The sequence below is a fragment of the Cupriavidus sp. FW305-F7 genome, assembly GCF_058782875.1.
This window is the reverse complement of sequence record NZ_JBYSYC010000065.1, coordinates 17,179-39,914: the sequence shown is the minus strand read 5'-3', so window position 1 is coordinate 39,914 and position 22,736 is coordinate 17,179. Positions and strand designations below refer to the sequence as shown.

Sequence of the window (22,736 nt, the reverse complement as noted above, 5' to 3'; positions counted from 1 at the left end):
CCATCACCTGGAAACAAGCGGCCAACCAGTTCGCCATTCTCTTCGGTGACCGCTTCATCAACGCCCTACGCTGAGATCTATTTAACCGACCTCAGCACACAGAATTCCTGACACCTCCTCGATTGGCGAACGCCCCGCGCGACAGACCAGATTGTCGCCCGGTCTCATTCAGCGCCTACTTGGTCTGGGGCCCGAGGCCCCAGATACCACCGGCATTGCCGGCAGCCACCGTTGGCTCTGTTGCGCAATGCGCGCCTTACGATAGCGAATTGCCTGCGCCCCGTTGTTGCCTACCGGCTGTGGCCACTTGCCTCAGTCAGACCAGCACGTGACGTGTCTCTAGAAAGAAGCGCTGAATCTGTTGTTCAATGTCCGGATCGATCATTTTGTCCGGCCGGTTTCCGTTCGGGCAGGCAAGCCTTGGGGTCGTTCCAAACAAGCGGCAAATCAATGGGCGCTCCGAATACACGCTGCATCCCGTGGTACCAAGATGAGGGCAACTTAGGTTTGCCAGCGCAGTTTCGTGCTCAGCATCGCTCTTGACGGGAAGCCTCGACATTTCCTCCGTTGAGGTTGTCACAGGGCCACAACAGTCATGACATCCAGGGGTGCACTCGAACTTGGGAATTCGTGAGCGAAGAAATCTGATCTTTTGACTATTCATTGGTGCAGGTATCAAGCAGTAGGTCAGTAGCGAGCCGAGGTAGCGGAAGGTTGTGCGCTACGTTCAACCCAACTGTGCGCGCGATCTCGTTCAACTACCGTTCCTTCGACGGTAGTCCGAGGAATTCCGACGCCTCTTGCATAGCGCTCTCGGCCAGCTCACGGGCTTCCTCGCCTCCGCCGGGCGTCATCCGGCCGACCAGTGCTGCGTAGAGCAAGTGGATCAGGTCCACGGCACGGTGATACTGTTCGTCGCTCATGTCTTTCTCTCTACGAAGCCATTGAGCCGTGTCGTCAGCTCAGGTTTTCGCAACTTTCGCAATGCCTGGGATTCCAGTTGGCGGATGCGCTCGCGGGTCAGACCGAACTGCGCGCCGATTTCATCCAGCGTGTAGTCTGTCTGCAGCCCTACGCCAAAGCGCATGCGCAAAATTTTTGCCTCGCGCGGGGTTAGCCTTGCCAGAACGGTTTCCATTTCCTGATGGAGTGCCACCTGGGTCGCCGCGTCCACTGGGGATACCGTGTCCTCGTCAGCCAAGGTGTCTCCTAGTAGGGCATCCCCGCTTTCCCCCAAAGGCGTCTCCAGCGAGATCGGCTGCTTGACGAGATTCAGGATGGATTTGATCTGTTTCTCGCTCATCGCCAAACGGGCAGCCAACATGGACGGCGTTGGCATGGCGCCAGTTTCCCTGAAGATCTCGCGTGAATGCCGGTTGATCTTGCCCATGGCCTCCACAAGATGCATCGGTATACGAATGGAGGGCGCCTTATCGGCGATGGCACGTATGACCGCCTGCCGAACCCACCAGGTGGCGTAGGTTGAGAACTTGTAGCCGCGCCGGTAATCGAATTTGTCTACGGCGCGCATGAGTCCAATATTTCCCTCTTGGATGAGATCCGGCAACGGCAAGCCACGGTTCTGGTATTTCTTGGCGATGGAGACCACCAGTCGGAGGTTGGCCCCGATCATCTCGGACCGGGCTTGCAGGGCTTTCGTCTTCGCCTTCGCGACTCGTTTGGCGGTTTCCCGCAGATCCCCCAGCGGCATCCCGGCGCGGGCCTCCAAGGCACGCAACTGTTGCTGAAGCGCTCGCACTTCAGGCGCCCATCTTGTCAGGTGAGCGCGAATGGCAGGGTTCTCGGCGGCGAGCGCTTTCATCCAGTCTAGATTTGCGGCTTGATCCCTGAATCCTTCTAGAAACACTTCGCGCGCGATGCCACATTTGTCGATCAGAATCTCGGCGATGTGGCACTCCGTTTGACGAACCTCCCCGATCAACGCTTCAAGGATCTGTGTGAGCTCCGCAATGGCGGGCGGGCTAAAGCGGAATGCCGCAAGCTCAGTTTGGAGGGTGATCAGCACCCTGACATACTGGGTGGGTTCTGCTTTTGGGCAGCAAGCGACACTGGCAAGCGCATTGGCCTGGCATCGGATTGCTGCAAACCTTTCGAAGGCAATGCCCCGCCATCGCAGTGATTCGCTATCAGAAGACGTCATCGGCACCGGATCGCCATCGTCGAGCCCTGTATCGTCACCTTCCAGCTCCGTTTCGGTCTGCACCTGCGCTTCTGATTGCAGGCTACCGCCTGCCTCGGCTTGCGGCTCCACAATGTGATCGACCAGATCATCAAATGCCATCTCATCGCAGGCAACCCGGTCGGCCATAGCCAGGAGTTCGGAAACCACGACTGGGCAAGCCACCATCGCCGCCATCATTTCCGCCAATGCGTCTTCGATGCGCCGGGTGATGGCCACCTCCTCCCCGCGCGTCAGAAGAGGGATCGCGCCGATCTCTCGCAGGTACATCTGCGTGGGATCCGTCGTGCGAGTCAATCGACCGTCGCTCTGCGTGATGGCCGCGGCGACTTCCTCTGCGACATCCTCCTCATTTGCGGAGGGTGCCGCATCCTGAGTCAGCCATGCTGGAGCTTCCGCCGGCGCTCGGTCGACCACCTCGATGCCGAGATCGGCCACCATCGCCAGCGTCCGGTCGATGGCACCTGATGTTTCGTCGCAATCCGGAAGCTGATCGCTCAGCTCACCACGCGTCAGGAAACCGCGCTCTTTGCCAAGGGCGATTAGCGCAAGCAGGCTTGTACGTAGGTTCTCGCTCATTTAATTGCGCGCTCACGCGCCTCGTTTCCGCCTGAGGCGTTCGCAAAGCGCTTCATTTCTGCCCCCGGCGTCAGCCAGACCGCGACTTCGTTGTGGGGCTGGCCGATGGCTGTGCCAGATCGGGCCGTCCTTTCAGTTGCCTCCCCGCCCGGGAAGATGTTGCACGAGCCAGATCAATGCCGACACCGCAGCAATGGCCCAGAGCGTTACGATCACCAGCGCCGCGACGTGGATGACGGGGCGGCTGATGGCTGCAGCGGCCGCTGCGCGATGCTCGCGCATCACTTCAACCGGAATCCATCGTATTGCCAGCAACAAGCCGAGAGGCACCACCACCACGTCATCCAGATAGCCGAGCACTGGAATGAAATCCGGAATCAGGTCAATGGGCGACAAGGCATAGGCGGCGACCAGCAAGGCTAGCGCTTTCGCATACCATGGCGTGCGGCGATCTTGCGCGGCCAGCCACACCGCGTGCGCATCTTCCTTGACTGCGCGAGCCCAACGCCGGGAGCGTGAGGCCAAATGAGGCAGAAGGTCCCGGCGCCACAAGTGCAGACGCACATCGTCGAGCACAGGGACTGCCGCGAGGGCGAGCAGCAGGGTTGCCAGCACGAGCGTGGCGCTGAACCCGACGTGCTTGAACCCCAGGGCACCAATGATCCCGCCGGCGAAGAACAATGCGATGAGCGTGATGAGTACCCGCAGTTTGTGCCGATTGGCGAGCACTGGTGGCTTGCTCAAGTCGGCTCTGGACAAGTTCCAGTAAAACAGCTTGCCCAGTTCTATGCCGACGTCCGTGACCATTCCGGTCACGTGCGTGGTGCGGATTTCGGCGTTTGACAGCTTGGTGATCATGGCATTTTGTAAGCCCATGATGAAACAGAGCACCATGACCGTTGCCGGCACGAACAGCCATTCGTGGTGCTCGAGATTGCTTCCAAGCAGGCCAAAACACACCAACAGCGCGGCTTCCAGCATGAGTGGCAATGCGTATTCGCTATGCAGGTGCTCGCGCCGACCCCAGTTAATCAGCACCGCTGAGCAGGCGGCGCCCGCCAGAAACGACAGCAGCGCCCCCAGGCCGTCCAACATCAGCCAGAAACTGCCAAGCGCCAGGTTGTCAGCCATGGCGGACACGATCCCCGACATGTGCGAGGTATACTGCTGCACGGCGAGGAAGCCGCCTGCGTTGGTTGCTCCGGCAACAAAGGCCAGGTAGCAGGCCAGTTGCCGATTGCTGTCGGGACTGCGCTCCTTCCCGGTCAGCTTACGCAAGTACAGGATTGGCATGGTTGCGTTGGTGAGAAGGCCTGCACGCAAGGAAGAGGCTTGTCAATACCGGACCGACCGCCTTGCCAGCTTGGGCCAGGCGGCACGATCCGATGCAAGGCGCTCGCCGCGTTTCAGACGGTGAGCGGCTGCAGTCAGGTTCAGCGAATGCGCCGTTTCCAGGATGCGCGCCCGCGCCTTCAGTGCTTCTAGAGCGGGCAGCTTGTGTGCCCCTTTCCAGGCGAACAGCGTGTAGTTAGCACTGTCCTCGGACAGGGAAATCGACATTGATTTGCCGAACACGGCGCTGACTTCCTCCAGATAGAGCGGGATATCGGGATCGCTTTCGAGAAAATTCGCGACCAGCACACCGGTGTCGGCCAGGCGTGCATGACAGGCGGCATAAAAATCCGCGGTGCCAAGCTGTACCGGCATGCCGTCGGCCAGGAAGCCGTCCACCAGGATGACGTCCGGACGCGCATTCTGGTTCGCGACATATTCGGCGCCATCCGCGCAAACCACCTCGAGTCGTTCGTCGTCCGGCGGGATCTGGAACTGCTCGCGCAAGGCGATGACCGCCGGATTGATCTCAATTGCCACAACCTTGGTGTTGGGTAGATGCCGGTAGCAGTATTTGGCAAGTGAACCGCCACCCAAGCCGATCATCGAGATTCTGGTTGGAGTCGGGTGCAACAGCAGGAAGCCCATCATCGTCCTGGTGTAACCCAGCACGAGCTTGTCGGGATCCTTGCGCGACATGAAGCTTTGGGTGGCCAGTGCGTCGAAATGCAGCGACAGCGCGTGCTTGGTTTCCAACACCCGGGGCGTACCGTCGCTGGTCGCCTCGGCCAGGAATTTCAGATAGGCCTCGAACGAGGAGCGGTCGGCGTGCATCTGTCCGTTTCCATTAGAGAGACTTGGGGAGTGCATCCCCCCTCAGCAAGGCCGCGATGGTAACGACAGCGGCGGCCTCGTCCACGCCGTCCGCCTGGATGCGTATGTACGTCCCCGCCGGAGCGGACAGCCGCATGACCTCCATCACGTTCTTGGCGTTTGCGACCCAGGGGCCGCTGGTGAGCAGGATGTCGCACTCAAACTGATTGGCCGTGAAAGCCAAGCGCGCGGAATTCCGTGCCTGAAGCCCATCCTTGGCGGCCACCTCTATGGTCACTTCTACCACTGTGCCCTCATCGAAAAAAAGTGAGCCAAAACGCTCATCCCTACTGATGCCGCGAGTGCGTGCTTGGCATGCAGTTTGGCTTACGCCCCGGCATCACGACAGTTCATGTCGGCGGGATACGTGGTGAGCCTTGCAATTGTATATAATGATAATACTATTATCATAACATGACACTCCAGAACGCATGGAATCCAAGACCGCTCGCCTGACCGTATTGATCGACCCGGAGAAGAAGAAGGCTTTTGAGGCGCTCTGTGCCGCCCAAGACCAGACGCCATCTCAGATTGTTCGCCAGATGATCCGCGACTATTTGCAGCAGTACGAGGTGGACTACGCCACCAAACCGAAGATCGGCGCACCTGGTTTGGCGGCGAAGGAACGTGGGTGATACGTAGTAGGAAAGGGCTAGTTGCCCAGGCGTTCGCATGGGTCTGCTTCACATGGCGCGACGCGCGTTAGGTGCTTTCGGGGCCAAGCGGTGTCGACGATTGCGAGTCTGGGCCTAAGTTGGCAAATTGCAGGGCATCGCATACAAGGCGCCCTGGCGAGCAACATCGCTAGCGCCGTGCGGGATTGGTCTGCCGCTGTCGAATGGCGCTCAGAATCCCGCGCAGGATCTCTAATGGCGGCGGTGGACAGCCTGGCACGGTTACGTCTACGGGGATGACATTGGCGACACGACCGCAGCTTGCATAGCTCTCCCCAAAGATACCGCCGGTGCAGCCACAGTCGCCCACCGCCACTACCAGTTTCGGCTCCGGGGTCGCCGCGTAGGTGCGTCGCAGGGCCTCTTCCATGTGACGCGAGACGGGTCCGGTCACCAGGAGCATGTCGGCATGGCGCGGGCTGGCGACGAACTTGATGCCGAGACCTTCAATGTTGTAGTAAGGATTGCCGAGTGCGTGGATCTCCAGCTCGCAGCCATTGCACGAGCCTGCGTCGACCTGCCGGATCGTCAGCGCCTGACCGAGAATGTCGAGCAGCTCCCGGTGAATGCGCTGGATAGAGGCGGGCTCGCCCGCCGCGGTGGGCGGCGCCGGCTCGGTGACAATGCCGGTGCGGGCAATCTGCTTGAGGATTTGCCACATCAGAGATCGTGCCCCGAATAGCTGAGGTTGAAGGATTTGTTGATCAGCGGAAAGTCCGGCACGATGTTGCCGATGATGGCGTGCTCGAGCACCGGCCAGTTCTGCCACGATGGGTCGTGGCAATGGCAACGGAGGATGCGGCCGTCATAGGTAAGTTCGAGCGCGACGAAGACTTCGCCACGCCAGCCCTCCACCCATCCTGCCCCGATGGCGGCGCCAGCAGGCGCTTGCAGCACGATTCGCGTGGCTCCGTCCGGCAGGCCTGCACAGATAGCGCGGATCAGGCGCAGCGACTCCAACAGCTCATCGAATCGCACCGCCACGCGGGCGGCGACATCGCCACCGCGGTGGGTGGCCATTTTCACTGCCAAGCTATCGTAAGGTAGCCAGGCGAGGTCGCAGCGCAGGTCCACGGCGCGGCCACTGGCACGTCCGGCGAGGCCGGTCAGCCCAAGCCGGGCGGCAAGCTGTGGCGTGACGCGGCCCGCCTCAAGAAAGCGGTCCTGCAGGCCCGCGTGCTCATCGTACACCGCACGCAGCACGCGTACTTCCCGCTCAATGTGGTCGCACTGCTGACGCAGGCGCTCAAGCATCGCTGGCGTCAGGTCGCGCGCAACGCCGCCCGGCACCACGGCGTCCATCATCAGCCGGTGACCGAAAGCCTCTCCGGACAGCCGCTGCCAGTCTTCGCGCAAGCGCGAGAATTGCGCCAGGCCGAAGGCCAGCCCCGCGTCGTTGCCCAGCGCCCCCAGGTCACCCATATGATTGGCCACCCGCTCACGCTCGAGCATCAGGGCGCGCAGCCAGTCCGCCCGCGGTGGAGGCGTGCAGCCCCAGGCGGACTCCAGCGCCATGCAATAGGCCCAGGCATAAGCCACGGTGGAATCGCCCGAGACCCGGCCGGCCAGCCGGAAACCCTCAAGCGGCGCCAGATCGGCGAAACGCCGCTCGATGCCCTTGTGGGTGTAGCCCAGGTGTTCTTCCAGCCGCAGCACCTTCTCGCCGACCACGGAAAAGCGGAAATGGCCGGGCTCGATGATGCCGGCATGCACCGGGCCGACGGCGATCTCGTGCACCCCGTCACCCTCCACACGCACGAAAGGATAGTCGGCAGGCAGTTTGCCGGCCGTGGCCGCTCCCGCAGACGCGCCGCTTTGCAGCGGCCGCGCCCCCGGCGGCCACAGGCCGTGGTCCAGCCAGGCCCGGGCATCGCGGTTGCCCGGCACGGCGATACCCACCAGGTCGGTCATGGCACGCTGCATCCGGCCCGCGCATGGGAATATGCCGGCCAGATCCGGCACCGCGGGCGCGATACCATCAAGCCGCAGTTCGAGCCATATCAGTCCCCGCGGCGTGGCGTACGTCACACATGCCGTCAACGCACCGCCGCTGCCGCTCCGGTCGACGCCCCACAGCGCGACGAGGCGCCCGCCCGCGTCCGCCACCGCACGGGCCGTGGCGGACCAGCCGTCGTGCCCGACCTGGCCATGCCAGACTGGCAGCGGCCCGGGCAGTCGCAGCAGATCGAGCCTGAGATCTGACGGTGTCATCGGGTCAGTTCCCCAGCATGGCGGCTGCCTGCCGGTACCAGGTGTTGAGATAGGGCGGGATATAAAGACCCAACATTAGCCCCAGGGCGAGGTGCGTGAACACCGGGACCAGCGCTGGCGGATGCGCCAGCGGCTTGAGCGTGGTGTCGCCGAACACCATCGGTTGCACCCGACTGAACACCGCGGCGAACGCCAACCCGAGTGCGAGCAGCAGGAAGGGCGTGGCCCACGGCTGCTCGCGCATGGCGGTCGTGACGATCAGGAACTCGCTAGCAAAGACCCCGAACGGCGGCATACCCAGGATGGCGAGCACCCCTACCATCAGACCCCAGCCGACCGTGGGACTGACACGGATCAGTCCGCGGATGTCGTCCATGATTTGCGTGCCAGCTTTCTGCGCGGCGTGGCCAACAGCGAAGAAGATCGCGGACTTGACCAGCGAATGCACCGTCATGTGCAGCAGACCGGCGTAGCTGGCGACCGGCCCGCCCATGCCGAAGGCGAAGGTCATCAAGCCCATGTGCTCGATCGACGAATACGCGAACATGCGCTTGATGTCGCGCTGCCGGATCAGGAAGAAGACGGCCGCGACCACCGATAGCAGGCCGAACCCCATCATCAGGCGGCCGGTCAGATGGTTGCCCAGCGCCGCATCGGTCAGCACCTTGCAGCGCAGCACGGCATAGAGCGCCACATTGAGCAGCAGGCCGGAGAGCACCGCGGACACCGGGGTTGGCCCCTCGGCGTGGGCATCGGGCAGCCAGTTGTGCAGTGGGACCAGGCCGACCTTGGTGCCATAGCCGATAAACAGGAAGGCGAACGCCAGCGTGATGATGTTGGGATCGAGCTGGCGCTTGACCGCGTCCAGGTTGGTCCACAGCAGCGCGCCACCCTCCGGGCCGATGACCTGCTCGGCGGCCATGTACAGCAGCACCGTGCCGAACAGTGCCTGGGCAATCCCCACCCCGCACAGGATGAAGTACTTCCATGCCGCCTCCAGGCTAGCGGCGGTGCGGTAGACGCTGACCAGCAGCACCGTGGTCAGTGTGGCGGCCTCCATCGCAACCCACACGATGCCCATATTGTTGGTCGTCAGCGCCAGCAGCATGGTGAAGGTGAAGAGCTGGTACATGCTGTGGTACAGGCGCAGCCGCGGCGGCGTCATCTTACCGTGATCGTGCTCCACCCGCATGTACGGCCGCGAGAAGATCGAGGTGGTCAGGCCCACGAACGCGGTGAGCGCAACCAGAAAAACGTTCAGCGGGTCGATGTAGAACTCACGGCCCCACGCCAGCATCGGGCCATTGGCGACGATTTGCGCCGTAAGCATGCAGGCGGCGAGGAATGTGCCCAGGCTGAACGCGACATTGATGTCGCGTGCACGCTCGCGATGTCCCACCAGCGCCAGCACCAGCCCTCCGGCGAACGGGGTTGCGAGCAGCATGGCCAAGGAAATCAACTCAGTCCTCCTTCAGCTTCTCAAGGTTACGGATGTCCAAGCTGTCGAACTGCTCGCGGATCTGGAACATGAACACACCCAGGATCAGCACGCCGATCAGCACATCCAGTGCGATGCCCAGCTCGACCACCATCGGCATGCCATAGGTTGCGGCGGTGGCGGCGAAGAAGAGACCGTTCTCTATTGCCAGGAAACCGATGACCTGTGGCACCGCCTTGGAGCGCGTGATCATCATCAGGAAGGACAACAGCACGCAGGCCAGCGCGATGCCCAGCGTGCCGCTGGCGAGCTTCAGCGACAGCCGCGAGATCGGCATGGTGAGGTTGAAGGCGAAGATAACCACTATGATGCCGATCAGCATGGTAGTGGGAATGTTGATCAGCGTCTCGACGTCCCAGCGTATCTGGAGACGATCGATAACGCGGTGCAGCAGATAGGGGATGAGCAACACCTTGAGTATCAGGGTCAGCCCGGCCGACAGATAAAGGTGCGGCTGGCCCGTCACGTAGCCGACGACGGCGGTGGCCAACGCCAAGGTCGCCCCCTGCAGCGTGAACAGGTTAATCAGCGACAGGATTCGTCGTTGCGAGATCATGGCGAAGGCGAGGATCAATAGCACCGCGCCAAGGAGGTTGACGAACTGGGTGAGGAGCGCAGTCATTGCCGTGTTTTCAGTGAGCCAGCAGCAAGTGGACCAGCATGCCGATCACAGCCAGCAGAAAGGCAGTGGCCAGGAACTCCGGCACACGGAAGATGCGCATCTTGGCGCTCGCCGTCTCCAGCGCCGCCAGCAGGACCCCACCCACGATGAGCTTGAGCAGCAGCGCGGGCAGCGCCAGCAGTATGGCCAGGGGAGCATGCGCTTCGGCAATGCCCCAGGGAAAGAACAGTGCCAGGCCGATGCAGGAATAGGCGAACAGCTTGAGGCTGGCCGCCCATTCAAGGAGTCCCAGATGTCGGCCCGAGTATTCGAGGATTAGCGCCTCGTGGATCATCGTCAGCTCGAGGTGAGTGGCGGGATTGTCGACCGGTATACGGGCGTTCTCGGCCAGAGATACCATGGTGAACGCAACGCCGGCAAACGCCAGGCCCGGGTAGATGGCCAGGTCCCGGTGAGCGATCGTCTCGACAATGGTGGTGAGCGAGGTGGACTTGGAGATCAGCGAGGCGGAGAACAGCACCATCAGCAGCGCCGGTTCCGCCAGGAAGCCGATCAGCATCTCGCGCCGCGCGCCCAGCGTTCCGAACGCGGTGCCGACATCCATCGCCGCCAGCGAGATGAAGACCCGCGCCAGCGCGAACAGGCCGACCAGGGCGATCGCGTCGGCGGCCGGTGCCAGTGGCAGGTCCGTGGAAACGGTAGGGATGATCGAGCAAGCGAGCGCCATGCAGCCGAACACCACATAGGGCGTGGCGCGGAACAGCGGCGACGCATTATCTGCGACCACCGATTCCTTGTTGAATAGTTTGTGCAGCATTCGATACGGTTGCCAGAGGCTGGGTGCCGACTTGTTCTGCAGCCATGCCCGCCACTGATTGACCCAGCCGATCAGTAGTGGCGCCAGCGCGATCGAGATCACAATCTCGAGTAGCTGTGACAGGATTCCGGTCAGGTTCATGTAACCTTCATCGCATCACAGCCAATAGCGTGGCGGCCAGGGTCAGGAAGCTGTACAGCAGGTATGCCGAGATGCGTCCCTGTTGCATCAGGCCGATCAGCCGGGCCAGATACGACGCCAGATCGATCACGGGGACATACATCCAGCGCCAAAAATGATCCGCCACTGTGACCCGGTAGTGCGGCTGTTCATCGAATGGCGTCGGCAGATCGCGGCGCATCAGGAAAAACGGTTCAAAGATCTGGCGGATCGGCTGTCCGAAACCCTCGGCAGTGTCCTGCATGCGCGCGGTGCTCCATGGGAAGCCGCAAGCCCAGGGCGGGCTGCGGCGAAGCCGACCGTGGTAAAAGCGGCGCACCAGCAGGTAGGCGAGCGCAAAACTGGCGAGGATGCCTAGCAGGAAAATGACCGGCCCATAGCTGGCCTGAGCCAGGCCGGTCGGCGCCAGCAGCCAGCCGCTGGCCGCGGTCCGGGCGCCGAGTCCGCTCGCCACCAGCTGCTGCGTCACCGGATCGATCAGCTGGACGAACTGGGTCGGCAGCAGGCCAAGCGCGATGCAACCCAGCCCCAGCCACAGCATGCCCGCGCGCTCCCAGCGGCCGGCGTCGTGCGCGTGGGCCAGCTTGGGCTCACGGGGCTGGCCGAGGAAGATCACGCCGAAGAACTTGACCATGGTGTAGCCGGCCAGTGCCGCCACCAGCGCGATCAGCGCGGCTACCACCGGGATCAGCATGGTCAATATCGGTTCCGGGAGACCCGGCGTGAACAGGAAGCTCTGCAGCAGCAGCCACTCTGAGACGAAACCGCCGAGCGGGGGCAGCCCGGCGCTAGCCAACACGCCCAGCAGCGTCAGCCAGCCCACCCATGGCATATAGCGAATCAATCCGCCTAGCTTGCCGAGGCTTCGCTCCTCGGTGGCATGCAACACGCTACCGGTTCCCAGAAAGAGCAGGCTCTTGAAGAAGGCATGGCTGGCGACATGGTAGAGCGCGGCTGTCAGGGCCAGGGCGGCCATTGGCGCCATGCCGTAGGCTGAAAACAGCAGTGTCAGGCCCATGGCAACGAAGAGTAGGCCCATATTCTCGATCGACGAATAAGCCAGAAGCCGCTTCATGTCGGTTTGTACCGCGGCAAAGACCACGCCGAACAGCGCGGTGGCCAATCCAATGGCCAGCAGCAATCCGCCCCACCACCACAGACGCACGTGCAGCAGGTCGAAGGACACACGCAGCAGGCCGTAGATGGCAGTGTTGAGCATGACGCCGCTCATCATTGCCGACACCGGTGACGGCGCAGCCGGATGCGCCTCCGGCAGCCAGACGTGCAAAGGTAGGACGCCGGCCTTGGCGCCGAATCCGAACAGCGCCAGCAGGAAACCGACCGAGGCCCAGAGCGGCGTCAGCGCCTGGCCTCGCATGCTGGCAAACGTATAGTCGCCGGTGTTGGCCTGCAGCACGCCAAAGCACAGCAGGATGGCGATCGCTCCGATGCGTGCCATCGTGATGTAGAGATAGCCGGCGGCGCGGACTTCGGCGATGCGGTGGTTGGCGGTCATCAGGAAAAATGAAGACAACGCCATGGTTTCCCACATCACCATGAAAGAGTAGGCATCGTCTGCCAGGATCACCCCGGTCATGCTGGCGAGGAACAGGTGGTACTCAAGACAAAGGAGGCCTGGTGGCGTGCCTTCGCCCTTGCGGAAGTAGCCAGCCGCAAACGTCGAGATGCCGGTCGCCACCCCTCCCATTACCATCAGGAAGTAGGCCGACAGGCTGTCGAGCCGGAGGTGGAACGGCAGTGCGGGCAGGCCAATGGGCAGCACGGCAGCCTCAGGCGCGCGGAATACGGCGTGGAGCGCCAGACCGAACAGCGCCAGCCCTAGCAGTCCCCCGATGGGGAATAGCACGTGGGATACCAGGGCAAACCGATGCAGCACCAGGACCCCTGCCACGCCGACAAGCAGCCAGGCCCCAACCACAACAAGCATCCAGTCGAGATGGAGCCATTGGGTAAGAGGGGGCACGCTGCTCATGGATCAGGCTCCGCGACGGATCGCACGGCGCTTGGCGGGAAGTTTCGCGTCGCGCCGCGACGGCGCGCCGACCGGTGGCCTCTCTTTGCCCATGGCTTCCGCTTTGTCCGTGTCCACGCCGCTGGGGACGTACTGGACGCCATGCCGGGCCAGGTAGTCGCGGATAAGACGCCGTATCACCTGCGAGGCGGTCAGATCCTGCTGTGCGCAAAGGCGCTCGAAGGCAGCCTTCTTGTTGGGATCGATGAGCAGCGTAAGCCGAGCGGTCTTTTGCTCCATGGGAGCCTCAAGATGGCAATACGATGATTACATGAATCACATCATAGATGATGGTCATGCGAATCCAAAGGGCTAGAGGCGTTGGCCGGCCGATTCCGGAACACCGAGAAGTTTTCTCGATTTCCGTCAGCAGCCGGTTGGCCGCCACCGATAGTGGTCGTCCAGCGCACGAACAGCCGCACTTGTGCCATCTGGCAGAGCGGGTAAGCAAGCTCGAGCGCGACCAACTGGGCCGCCTCCGACCAGGCATGCAAGGCGATTGCTGCCATACCGGGCGTCGGGCTCCTGACCGCCACCGCGGCCGTCGCGACCATGGGTAATCCGAAGCCGTTCAGGTCCGGGCGGGAATTCGCGGCGTGGCTCGGCCTGGTTCCCAAACAAACGGGCACGGGCAGGAAGACCGTGTTGCTGGGCATCAGTAAGCGAGGTGATACCTAATGCGAAGGATCCGGGTGCATGGGGTACCCAGCTCGTCAAACGACGGCATTCCAACGTCGCGATCGTCTCGCTCGGCAACAAGATGGCCCGTACAATCTGGGTAGTTCTCGCCCACAACAGCCCCTATGAAAAAGAGCATGTGAGTACGAAGCCGGCATGATCACGGTGTGTGCTGTACCAGAGCAATAACCCTTTACAGGACGACACGTTGAAAGGTCGCGGTGGCAATCGTATGCGATGACAACACAGGTCGGACCGGGGCTCGCCAAACCTGAATTACAGAGAGAGCTTTTAGCTCCTGGGCGGAATGAGGTGCGAGTCAGCGGATTTCATAGGGGCCCGCAGCGCGTCAGGCTGCAACAAGGCCGAATGTAGAGCTGCAACCTATCCTGTCAGTCAGCGCGCACGAAAACCTTCGCAAACGGGGGATGTCCAGGTAGACCTCTGTAATGCGGTAGCCAACCCGCGAATATCCAGTGTGAGCCACCGTCGAGACTTACTGCTACGTCGCCCTCAGGAAATTCAGATCAAACGCACAAACCAGAAACCAAAGACCAATCCCGATTGACACGGGAAGTCATATCAGTATCTAGAGAACACCTTGCGGACCGACTTTAGAATGCGTATAAGTCAATCGGGACTTGAAAATTGGAGACGAAGAGATGGCGACGTATAAAGAACTGATTGTGCAAAAACAAGCTTTGGAAGCACAGATCGAAGAGGCACGCGCCACCGAGGTCGCGAGCGTCATCGAACAGATTCGCGGCTTGATGTCTCAGTATGGTCTGTCGCCGGAAGATGTCGCGCCGCGGCGCCGTCGGGGCAGGCCCGCCGGTACCGCCTCCGCTCCCGCGGAAAAGGAGCCGCTGCCGCCGAAGTATATGGATCCCAAGACCGGGAAAACCTGGTCCGGACGAGGCCGGGCGCCTGCGTGGTTGGGCAAACGTCCCGAGCGTTTCCTCATCCCGCAGGAATGACCGGTCGCACGCGGGCACCCACGCGCGCCGGCGACTTGATAGGACCTCCGAAGATGACGTGGGGGCGGCAGGCTAAGGAGGATTTCCGCCGCGTCCACGAGCCTGCCGGGACATCCGCTGACGGAAATGGCTGCACTCCGTGACGGCGCCCGCGACGTGGGCGATCAACGTTCTCCTCGATGCCGCGGCGCAAAAAAAGCTCGCGATCCGGCAGAAGAGAGCCGTAGAACGAAAAATCGATTAACCGCTGTGAGTTGCCCGCGCTTCGTATTCGCCAAGGCGCCTGGGCCGGACCCTCGGTACGAACGTCAGGGAACAGTACCAAGACATGCTGGCACCCTGGCATCATCACTGGCGAGCGTGCCTTGGCCAGCGTGACGGGCCCATTCATGCAGCGACTGGCCGCCGGCCAGCGCCGCCACCGCGCACGGCCAAGACATTGGAGGAGCGTTCCGTAATTCAATCCATTGATCTATATCAGCCCTGTCTATGGACTGAAGACCCTTGCTAAGGGCGCTTGAGTTCGATATGGCGTTCAAACGCAAACTAAACTTAACCCGCTTCCGTGGATCGCGCCATAGCCAACCAACTTGCTGTATAGCATGCCGAGCACATCAATTTCGCTCTGCTACTCGACCTTCTGGAAGAACAGGTAGGCGTCTTTCACCGGGGGAGCGGCCAAAATACAATTTGATGGGCACTATCGTCTATTCCGAGCACATTGCCCTCGGGCAGCCACACGCCTGTCATCCAGGCGGTCATGGGCTGGACGGACGAACATCTGCACCAGTTCACCATTCGTGGCCGGCGGTACGGCGAAGCCCGTGAGGGCGCTATGCGGTTTTCCATGGTGACAAGCGCTGACGCTGAACGAACGTCAGTGCTTGGGGTCGGTCTTGAGGGAAAAGTCAAGAAACTCCTGCTTCGGCAGCTTGGGTACCTTAAACAGAATGAAGCCATAGCCCAATGCGGTATGACACGCGTTACAACCGTTCACCGCCGCCGAGAAACGGTGATTAAATTGGTTGATGTTTTGCTTTTCAATGGCTTGAGCCAGCGGTGCGAGGTAGGTTTCCTCATTGGCCTTTAGCATTGGTGCGTGCTGCGGTCTGGTTATTTCTCCCACTTCCTGAGCTTCAAGAAGCTCCTTGAGCTGGTATTGCGCCAAGCCCCAATTGCCACCATTGGCTGCCCAATAGATATTAGTAAAACGGTAACCCATCTCATGCATCACAGTCCCGAGCCCCGGTTGTATGGACGCAAGGGTCTTAACCCGGTTCTCCAGGGGGCCTTGCTCGATGCTTTTTTCAGGTTCTCCCTTGGTCTGTGCTGCGGACAATGTTCCAAGGCAGAGGCAAAGGAGTATGAATAGTCCGCGAAGCATGATGTTCCCTCTCTTGGGTGCTAAATCGTGCGTGTTGATTCTTCAGCCACGCGAGCCTCGGATGCTTGCCGACACAGATGCCAATTCACAATAGATCACGTTGACAAAAACACAAGACCGTACAAGAGGGGAGCTTCGAAGTTCGATGCACGGGAGGTCGTCCCATCCGCGCTCTCCGATATCCACAAGCTTATTCTCCGCGACGAGGCGACTGCGTAATGGATTCACCGCCGACCTAATCTTGGCATCGTTCTTGATCCCGCTGGCGGACAAGCAATATAGCGGAGTCCTATCGCTTCGCATCCCGCCGGAGTTGCATCTTTCCTTGGCGACTCAGGCGGCGGAGCAAGGCGTCAGCATTAACCGTCTGGTCAGCGCTCGCCTGGCGGTTCTGGCATAGGAATGAGAATCCAAATTTCCCGGTGAAAGCGGCGTGGGCACCATACTGCCGCCTGACAACATGAAAGTGGTGCATAAGTAATTTAGTGCATAAAAAATCAGCGAGTTCAGAGAATCATTGGAGCCGTTCGACGAGGCTGGCGGGCTCGCCCACGTTTGTCACGGGGGAGACGACGGCAAGGTCGTCCACGCGAGTTCGCCGTCGTCACACAAAATGCGGAAGACCCTTACGACTTCGATCGCCGCCAGGTAGTTGCATCCCGCAAGCCTTCAACAACCACTGCGCGTTGCCCCGTCAAGAACGTCTCACCTAGACTTGACCTTGATCAAGGCGGCGAGATTGGGCCACCGTCTAGCCTTCCCAATTTGGCGACCCCCACGCCCGCGTAAGGAGAGAGGCAATGCTGACCCAGCAGACGAAGGACATCGTAAAGGCCACGGCACCGGTTCTGGCCGCACACGGTTATGACATCATCAAGTGCTTCTATAAGCGCATGTTCGAAGCACACCCCGAACTGAAGAATGTGTTCAACATGGCTCATCAGGAACAAGGCCAACAGCAACAGGCGCTGGCGCGGGCGGTCTATGCATATGCCGAGAATATCGAGGACCCGAGCAGTCTGCTGGCCGTATTGAAGAACATTGCCAACAAGCATGCGAGTCTCGGCGTCAGGCCGGAACAATACCCCATTGTTGGGGAACACCTGCTGGCAGCGATCAAGGAAGTCTTGGGCGATGCCGCAACCGACGACATTATTTCCGCATGGGCGCAAGCCTATGGGAATCTCGCCGATGTCCTGATGGGCATGGAAAGCGAGTTATACGAGCGTTCTGCGGAACAACCGGGCGGCTGGAAGGGATGGCGCAACTTTGTGGTTCGCGAGAAGCGCCCCGAAAGCGACGTGATCACGTCATTTATCCTTGAGCCGGTCGATGGTGGTCCGTTGTTGAACTTCGAACCCGGCCAATACACCAGTGTCGCGATTGATGTGCCCGCGCTTGGCTTGCAGCAAATTCGCCAGTACAGCCTGTCGGATATGCCAAACGGACGCAGCTATCGCATCTCCGTCAAACGGGAAGCTGGCGGGACGCAGCCACCGGGCTATGTTTCGAACCTGCTGCACGATCACGTCAATGTCGGGGATGAGGTCAGGCTGGCTGCGCCGTACGGGAGTTTCCATATCGATGTCAATGCGAGAACACCCATCGTATTGATCAGCGGCGGCGTGGGGCTGACACCCATGATCAGCATGCTCAAGAACGCATTGCAGGAACCGCCGAGGCAAGTGGTTTTTGTGCATGGGGCACGCAACAGTGCCGTACACGCCATGCGTGACCGGCTGCGCGAAGCAGCTAAGGCGTACGAAAACTTCGATCTTTTTGTGTTCTATGACCAGCCGCTATCGGAAGATGTCCAAGGCCGGGACTACGACTACCCGGGATTGGTCGATGTGAAGCTGATCGAGAAATCGATCCTGCTGCCTGACGCCGACTATTACATCTGCGGTCCGATTCCGTTTATGCGGATGCAGCATGATGCACTTAAGAAGCTGGGCGTTCATGAGGGATGCATCCATTACGAAGTGTTTGGTCCAGACCTTTTCGCTGAATAGCAGGACGGCGATGGGTAGCAGTCAGGGTACTGGCTGCCAGGAATGCTTCCCATTGGCACAATCTACGGCATACGGCGACCATGCGGCTGGCGACAAGGTTACGCGCGCTGGCTGCCGTATCCGGCCATCACAACCTGACCATGCTGCAGCCTGAAGCGGCACTACTATCCGTCGACCGCCGACTTCTCAAGAGTGATCGGCTGACCCAACAGGCGAGCGCCTGTGTTCCTGTTAGCCCGGCGTGAACTGCTGCCTTTTTGTTCCAGGCGAAGGCTTACGCGGTGCCACTCTTGCGGGCTGGCCCGGGAATTGCGGAGACTGTGGACACCGTTCGAGCTCGGGACCAAGTGGCGTCTCTCTCTTGGCCCCTCTTGGGCAGAACGGCTGTCGTCGGCTGATCCGTGATCCTGCGGTGAACCTCGTGTTCTAAAGTGCAGCGTGACCCTGCTGTACGAGGACGACTTTTACGTCCTCATAAAGCATGCGCATTGGCGCACAGCTCCCTGGTTGCCACGCCACCGGAAGGTGTGTGGCAACGGGTTTTCCTGCAAACAAGCTCGCTTCCACATTGCCGGAGCGGGCTTTTTTTTTGTTTGTAGGAACCCTCGACACAGGAGCTGAGCATGCTGTCTGCCATCGAACAGAATTCCGAGATTCGTGCCGCGATTGCGGCCATGCTCGCCCGCCGGCGGTCCGACTATGTCGGCCAGCCCGGTGCGTGGCTCAGTTTGTGTGCAGCCGCTCATGTGGCCTGTCGCGGAGCCCGCCCAAGCGGCGTTCCTTTCCCAAGTAATGACCCGGCGCGGAGCCGACACAGCCCTGCGTCTTCGGGAGCATGCTGCGTCCATTCGCGCTGCCGTCGTTCAAGTCCTTGAATGCAGGAGAAGCGCACTACGCAACGAACCATTGGCTACACCGACTTCGGGCATCCCCGCAGTCTCATAGAAAAGCAGCCCGCGCGGCCGCCCATCATTGGCAAGATCCGCCCCGGTATCAAGGTTCTCACCAAGGCCGCCAAGGCCAACCCGGAGGCGGTCAAGATGCATGACGCTATGCTCGCCCTCGGCGAGACTTTCGAGGCGATCGGCAACGAGATCGAGCGCAAGACCAAGCTGCGCAACGCGCTGGCGCCCAAGAACACCGGTTGGTTCACCTGCCGTGGTTCGGACTTCACCAACACCGTCGACGAAATCCTTCAGAAGTACGGCGAGGATCGCTGCGATGGCCTGAAGCTGTGGCGCTTCCCGGTTGTCTTCGCCTTCGACGACTGGATGGCGAACCTGCCCAACCAGTTGAAGGCGTGGAACGCACGGGGCCTGCAGTACTTCTCGCAGTACGGCGCGGATGGCAAACGGTACTGCAAGATGTACGCGGCGCCGGAAGTCGACGCCGTGCATCGACTTCGACGGGCCGCCCGACATGGCGCAGCTCGCTCGCGTCGCAGCTGAAGCGGTCCGACAAGTTCGTGCGTATCCGCTGGGTCGTGGACGAGGAGCACCGCCAAATAGTCGATCGCGACGCCATAGGCGCCCTGTGTGCCGGTGCGGTCGAGGTCAAGCTCTCTACGCCAGCCAGTGGAGCGCGCTGGAACTCAAGGGACTATGCGGCTGCACGGCATGGTCAGACGTGATCGCGCTGGCCCGCCAGCTCGGTCAGAGCGACGACATCACGTTTGGCCTGCGCGAGGCCTTCCTGAGCCACGTCAAGCATGGGCTTTCGGGCCGCAAGCGCGGTGGACCTGATCATCGGTATCGATCTGGCTGACCGGTCCTTCCAAGGGGCCGGCGGCCCGACAGCGGCGGCGCATTTTCTGCGCCAGTTGGCCAATGAGATTGAGGCCAATGTGTCGAACTTCGCGGACTGCCGCGAGGGCCAGCGTATTGCCGGAACCGAAAGCGGGAGCGGCTGCGGGCTTACCTCGCGGACGTGTAGCCCGCTCCAATCAACTCATGGGGCGCTGCCCTATGGGTCGCTGCCCCAGTTCATGCAAAAACCCCGACCTCGCGAGATGCCGGGGCTTTCTTTTGCCCAGTGGGACGATGGGGTAGCTTACAAGGCGGCGTCCTTTAGCTTCTTCAGCGGACGCACCTTCACCTTCACGCTGGCTGGCTTGGCAGCAAACCATTGATCCTGGCCGGTGAACGGGTTCTTGCCGAAACGCTTCTTGGTGGCCGGCACTTGAATGGCCGCCACCTTGAACAGGCCCGGCAGGGTGAACTCGCCAGCGCCCTTCTTGTGGACCGCGCTCAGCACGGTATTTTCCAGGTGAGCCAGCACGGTCTGCACGGTCTTCTTGTCCAGCTCGGTCTGGGCAACCAAGTGTGCCAGCAGGCTGGACTTGTTGAAGGTGTCCTTGATCGGCTTTGCGACCGGCGCGGCCGCTGCACCGTTTTTGGTCGGAGCGGCCTTCTTGGCGGGGGCAGCCTTCTTTGCAGCGGTCTTCGTTGCGGTCTTCGTTGCGGTCTTTGCTACGGGTTTAGCTTTCGTGGCCATGGTCGTATCGGGTTGGAGATGCGCGCCTGCAGGCCGGTACTGGCATGCAGCGCACCAGCGAAGGATAGCAAAAGCCGGCATCCTTGCAAGCGGGAAATTCCCCGCAGTTCACTTGCTGACCCGGCGCGAAAGGGCCCGGGATGCGCGGCGTAAACGCGCGGCTGCCGCCTTCGGCGTATCGCCCACCTGGCTCCAGTCGTGATGCCACCACGCGATGATGGCCGCCGCGGCGGTATTCTCCGCGCCGGCAACGGCCACGACTTCTGCCGCGACAGCGGCCCACCAGGCCTCGCCTTCGCCGTAGGACGCGTTCGGTTCAATCGCGCGGCGGTAGAGGGCCTTGGCCGTTTCCAGCGGCATGTCCAAGGGACTCTCGTACAGCGCAGGCATTGCTGGTTTCTCCAGGGCGTTAGCCGCTGCGCTAGATCGCAGGCTGCTGGATGGTGGCAAAGATCCGGTCGCACGTGCGATTGCTGGCCAGCCCGAGCATCTGGCTGACTTCCTCGCGCGGGAGGCCGGCGAGCAGCTGGCGGCGGCAGAACGTATTGCGCAGCGTGCGCGGGCTCATCTCGACATCTGTGGCGCCGATCGTATTGAGTATCTCCGAGACGATCCGGCCGAGGCTCATGTCGGTGATCGGCTGGCCGTTCGGGCGCAGGGTAAAGAGGCGATCGCCCTTGATCGGTAGCGCCCTTCGGCGCGCCAGCCAGTCGCGCAGCAGCGGCTCGGCAAAGTCCGACAGATGCACGGTGCGCGCCTCCCTTGGACCCTGAGCTGGAACGAACAGGTACGACGGCGCGGCGTCGGGATGGAGGTCGCCCATACGCGCCACGCGCGCCTCGGCCGCCGTGATACCCGTCCCGAGAAAGATTGCCACGATGGCGCGGCTGCGCAGGCTGGCCAAGTCTTCGGTGGGGGATTGGAGGTAGGCCTGCAGGCGCTGGTCAGTTGTCGCATCGAGGTATTGCGGTGTGGGCTCTTCCTCTGGCCAGCGCACCGAGGCAAGCAGGCCTGCGGCGGGGTTGTCCTCGCGCACGCCGGCGAAGACGAGATGCCGGCACAAGCGATCCAGCAGCTTCACGTACCGCATGCGGGTGGCCTGCGAGTAGGTCTTCGCCTCCGGGGTCTGCCAGAAGGCTTCAATGTCGTCGGTGCCGAAGCTGGCCACCGACGTACCCCGGGCCAGCAGGTGCCGACGGAAGTGCTCGAACATCGCCCGGTGCTGCACGATCGAGCGCTCAGCAAAGGGGCGCCTGTCCGCGCCGGCCGCCTCGCGGGCCTGCCAGTCACGGTAAGCAAGCGTGGGGTTCGAGAGCCAGAGGATGTCCATTCCAGTCATAGGCGAAGTTATATACTGAATTTGACTTTCCCCCAACACCTTGCCGCCTCGCTGAGGCGGAATTGCTTGCAGCAGAGGGGGGGTTAAAGCGCGGTCTTCCATTGCGATTGCGCCGCGCAGACACGCGCGCTCGAGTCAGCGCATAGCGGGGATAGCTTGCGTCCAGCATCTCGGCGATCTCGCTCAGCCGTCGTTCCTGGGAGAAGCAACAAGCCAGCAGGCACCGGTCGGCGCAGTAGCGCAGGACTTCGTGCAGCAGGGCGTAGCGCTTTTCCTCGGGGAAATTCAAATTGTCCGCCTCGGCCCAGGCGCGAAAGCCGGCATGGGCCAGGGCGATCAGCGCCTCAGATGTGCCATGAAACGGCTGGAATAGGGCTTTTGCTTCAAGCATTTGATGGAGATCGGTCACGCAGCCTCCTGTATCGTGAGTGGTTGCAAATCCTTGCCCCAGCGCGCGGAGATCTTCGTGCGGCCCCGAACGCTCTCCTCAACTTCCACATCGGTGGTCGTGGCTCTCGGACTTTTCAGCGTAGCGGCTCGGCTGAAAAGTCATGGCGATGCGGCGCAGTCTCGCGTTGCCACGGACGGCCGGTCGTCACGTCTGGGCCGATGGGGTTGTCGTGCGCGAGATTTGTTGCGGTTGGCGGCATCAACTGCGGCTACCACTGCCACTACGGCGACAAGGAACCAACGGCGGTCCATCACGAGGGGTAATAATTTCACTTTCGTGAAAGTACATTCCGGGGGGGGCATTGCGCCACTGCGAGAGGCGGGGGCTAGGGCGCGGCGACTGAAGCGCGCAAGTCGCGATCTCGCGCAGCACGCGACGCAGCTC

Annotated in this window: 23 protein-coding genes and 4 pseudogenes; 8 read left to right on the top strand and 19 right to left on the bottom strand. The window is 61.5% G+C overall.

What is annotated here, in order from left to right; all coding sequences use genetic code 11:
- Positions 1-316 precede the first annotated feature (316 nt).
- The 6 genes from AC3WL8_RS36365 to AC3WL8_RS36340 all read right to left on the bottom strand — a co-directional run bounded on the left by AC3WL8_RS36365 (position 317) and on the right by AC3WL8_RS36340 (position 5,231).
- Positions 317-664 (bottom strand): YkgJ family cysteine cluster protein, encoded by a 348-nt coding sequence (locus tag AC3WL8_RS36365; protein WP_084187518.1) that lies wholly within the window; start codon positions 662-664, stop codon positions 317-319.
- A gap of 94 nt (positions 665-758) precedes the next feature.
- The gene (locus tag AC3WL8_RS36360) at positions 759-923 is read right to left on the bottom strand and encodes a hypothetical protein (RefSeq protein ID WP_013959513.1); all 165 of its coding nucleotides are present in this window, start codon (positions 921-923) and stop codon (positions 759-761) included.
- Positions 920-2,779 carry an RNA polymerase sigma factor RpoD gene (rpoD, locus tag AC3WL8_RS36355; RefSeq protein WP_492379899.1) on the bottom strand — a complete coding sequence of 620 codons (1,860 nt, stop codon included), beginning with the start codon at positions 2,777-2,779 and terminating at the stop codon, positions 920-922. Before rpoD ends, AC3WL8_RS36360 begins: the two co-directional genes overlap by 4 nt.
- Before the next feature lie 132 nt (positions 2,780-2,911).
- Positions 2,912-4,072 carry a DUF1275 domain-containing transporter gene (locus tag AC3WL8_RS36350; RefSeq protein ID WP_492379898.1) on the bottom strand — a complete coding sequence of 387 codons (1,161 nt, stop codon included), beginning with the start codon at positions 4,070-4,072 and terminating at the stop codon, positions 2,912-2,914.
- Between the two features lie 42 nt (positions 4,073-4,114).
- On the bottom strand, positions 4,115-4,945 hold the full coding sequence (locus tag AC3WL8_RS36345; RefSeq protein ID WP_492379897.1) for a fused MFS/spermidine synthase: 831 nt from the start codon (positions 4,943-4,945) through the stop codon (positions 4,115-4,117).
- Between the two features lie 13 nt (positions 4,946-4,958).
- The gene (locus AC3WL8_RS36340; RefSeq protein WP_013959509.1) at positions 4,959-5,231 is read right to left on the bottom strand and encodes an HPr family phosphocarrier protein; all 273 of its coding nucleotides are present in this window, start codon (positions 5,229-5,231) and stop codon (positions 4,959-4,961) included.
- A gap of 184 nt (positions 5,232-5,415) precedes the next feature.
- Between AC3WL8_RS36340 and AC3WL8_RS36335 the strand changes: the two genes are divergently transcribed.
- Positions 5,416-5,619, top strand: coding sequence for a ribbon-helix-helix protein, CopG family (locus tag AC3WL8_RS36335; RefSeq protein ID WP_013959508.1), 204 nt, complete (start codon positions 5,416-5,418; stop codon positions 5,617-5,619).
- A gap of 169 nt (positions 5,620-5,788) precedes the next feature.
- Here AC3WL8_RS36335 and AC3WL8_RS36330 read toward each other — a convergent pair whose 3' ends face one another.
- Genes AC3WL8_RS36330 through AC3WL8_RS36295 form a run of 8 tightly spaced genes read right to left on the bottom strand, consistent with a single transcriptional unit; the run spans position 5,789 to position 13,572 of the window.
- Positions 5,789-6,319 (bottom strand): NADH-quinone oxidoreductase subunit B family protein, encoded by a 531-nt coding sequence (locus AC3WL8_RS36330; protein ID WP_013959507.1) that lies wholly within the window; start codon positions 6,317-6,319, stop codon positions 5,789-5,791.
- Positions 6,319-7,869 carry a hydrogenase large subunit gene (locus AC3WL8_RS36325; protein WP_492379896.1) on the bottom strand — a complete coding sequence of 517 codons (1,551 nt, stop codon included), beginning with the start codon at positions 7,867-7,869 and terminating at the stop codon, positions 6,319-6,321. Before AC3WL8_RS36325 ends, AC3WL8_RS36330 begins: the two co-directional genes overlap by 1 nt.
- 4 nt (positions 7,870-7,873) lie before the next feature.
- Positions 7,874-9,313, bottom strand: coding sequence for a hydrogenase 4 subunit F (locus AC3WL8_RS36320; protein ID WP_492379895.1), 1,440 nt, complete (start codon positions 9,311-9,313; stop codon positions 7,874-7,876).
- 16 nt (positions 9,314-9,329) lie between these two features.
- The gene (locus tag AC3WL8_RS36315) at positions 9,330-9,989 is read right to left on the bottom strand and encodes a formate hydrogenlyase (protein ID WP_153955584.1); all 660 of its coding nucleotides are present in this window, start codon (positions 9,987-9,989) and stop codon (positions 9,330-9,332) included.
- A 10-nt stretch (positions 9,990-9,999) separates the two neighbouring features.
- Positions 10,000-10,947, bottom strand: coding sequence for a respiratory chain complex I subunit 1 family protein (locus AC3WL8_RS36310; protein ID WP_153955583.1), 948 nt, complete (start codon positions 10,945-10,947; stop codon positions 10,000-10,002).
- A 7-nt stretch (positions 10,948-10,954) separates the two neighbouring features.
- Entirely contained in the window at positions 10,955-12,979 is a 2,025-nt protein-coding gene (hyfB, locus tag AC3WL8_RS36305) for a hydrogenase 4 subunit B (RefSeq protein ID WP_492379894.1), read from the bottom strand.
- Between the two features lie 3 nt (positions 12,980-12,982).
- The gene (locus AC3WL8_RS36300) at positions 12,983-13,258 is read right to left on the bottom strand and encodes a ribbon-helix-helix protein, CopG family (protein WP_013959501.1); all 276 of its coding nucleotides are present in this window, start codon (positions 13,256-13,258) and stop codon (positions 12,983-12,985) included.
- 41 nt (positions 13,259-13,299) lie between these two features.
- Positions 13,300-13,572 (bottom strand): hypothetical protein, encoded by a 273-nt coding sequence (locus AC3WL8_RS36295; RefSeq protein WP_492379893.1) that lies wholly within the window; start codon positions 13,570-13,572, stop codon positions 13,300-13,302.
- Between AC3WL8_RS36295 and AC3WL8_RS36290 the strand changes: the two are divergent.
- From AC3WL8_RS36290 to AC3WL8_RS36280, 3 genes and pseudogenes are all read left to right on the top strand, one after another.
- Positions 13,487-13,856, top strand: a pseudogene (locus AC3WL8_RS36290) (transposase); the annotation flags it as partial. The gene AC3WL8_RS36295 and the pseudogene AC3WL8_RS36290 overlap by 86 nt on opposite strands.
- Positions 13,857-14,358: 502 nt before the next feature.
- Entirely contained in the window at positions 14,359-14,673 is a 315-nt protein-coding gene (locus tag AC3WL8_RS36285; protein WP_013959497.1) for an H-NS histone family protein, read from the top strand.
- A gap of 721 nt (positions 14,674-15,394) precedes the next feature.
- Positions 15,395-15,508, top strand: a pseudogene (locus AC3WL8_RS36280) (IS1096 element passenger TnpR family protein); the annotation flags it as partial.
- Between the two features lie 42 nt (positions 15,509-15,550).
- On the opposite strand, the gene AC3WL8_RS36275 reads toward AC3WL8_RS36280, so the two are convergent.
- The gene (locus AC3WL8_RS36275) at positions 15,551-16,057 is read right to left on the bottom strand and encodes a hypothetical protein (protein WP_492379903.1); all 507 of its coding nucleotides are present in this window, start codon (positions 16,055-16,057) and stop codon (positions 15,551-15,553) included.
- 145 nt (positions 16,058-16,202) lie between these two features.
- On the opposite strand from AC3WL8_RS36275, the gene AC3WL8_RS36270 reads away from it, so the two are divergent.
- From AC3WL8_RS36270 to AC3WL8_RS36255, 4 genes and pseudogenes are all read left to right on the top strand, one after another.
- Entirely contained in the window at positions 16,203-16,457 is a 255-nt protein-coding gene (locus tag AC3WL8_RS36270; RefSeq protein WP_492379902.1) for a toxin-antitoxin system HicB family antitoxin, read from the top strand.
- A 400-nt stretch (positions 16,458-16,857) separates the two neighbouring features.
- On the top strand, positions 16,858-18,069 hold the full coding sequence (gene hmpA / locus AC3WL8_RS36265; protein WP_013959494.1) for an NO-inducible flavohemoprotein: 1,212 nt from the start codon (positions 16,858-16,860) through the stop codon (positions 18,067-18,069).
- An 875-nt stretch (positions 18,070-18,944) separates the two neighbouring features.
- Positions 18,945-19,487: pseudogene (locus AC3WL8_RS36260) on the top strand (recombination directionality factor); the annotation flags it as partial.
- Positions 19,450-19,630 (top strand): annotated as a pseudogene (locus tag AC3WL8_RS36255) (metallophosphatase family protein); the annotation flags it as partial. The pseudogenes AC3WL8_RS36260 and AC3WL8_RS36255, both read left to right, overlap by 38 nt.
- 488 nt (positions 19,631-20,118) lie before the next feature.
- On the opposite strand, the gene AC3WL8_RS36250 reads toward AC3WL8_RS36255, so the two are convergent.
- From AC3WL8_RS36250 to AC3WL8_RS36235, 4 genes are all read right to left on the bottom strand, one after another.
- Positions 20,119-20,562, bottom strand: a complete 444-nt coding sequence (locus AC3WL8_RS36250) for an HU family DNA-binding protein (protein WP_492379901.1) — start codon at positions 20,560-20,562, stop codon at positions 20,119-20,121.
- Positions 20,563-20,670: 108 nt separating this feature from the next.
- Complete coding sequence (locus tag AC3WL8_RS36245; protein WP_492379900.1) at positions 20,671-20,922, bottom strand: hypothetical protein; 252 nt, start codon at positions 20,920-20,922, stop codon at positions 20,671-20,673.
- Between the two features lie 61 nt (positions 20,923-20,983).
- Positions 20,984-21,901 carry a tyrosine-type recombinase/integrase gene (locus AC3WL8_RS36240; protein WP_492379892.1) on the bottom strand — a complete coding sequence of 306 codons (918 nt, stop codon included), beginning with the start codon at positions 21,899-21,901 and terminating at the stop codon, positions 20,984-20,986.
- Complete coding sequence (locus AC3WL8_RS36235; RefSeq protein ID WP_492379891.1) at positions 21,849-22,310, bottom strand: hypothetical protein; 462 nt, start codon at positions 22,308-22,310, stop codon at positions 21,849-21,851. The genes AC3WL8_RS36240 and AC3WL8_RS36235 overlap by 53 nt, the downstream gene beginning before the upstream one ends.
- Positions 22,311-22,736 lie beyond the last annotated feature (426 nt).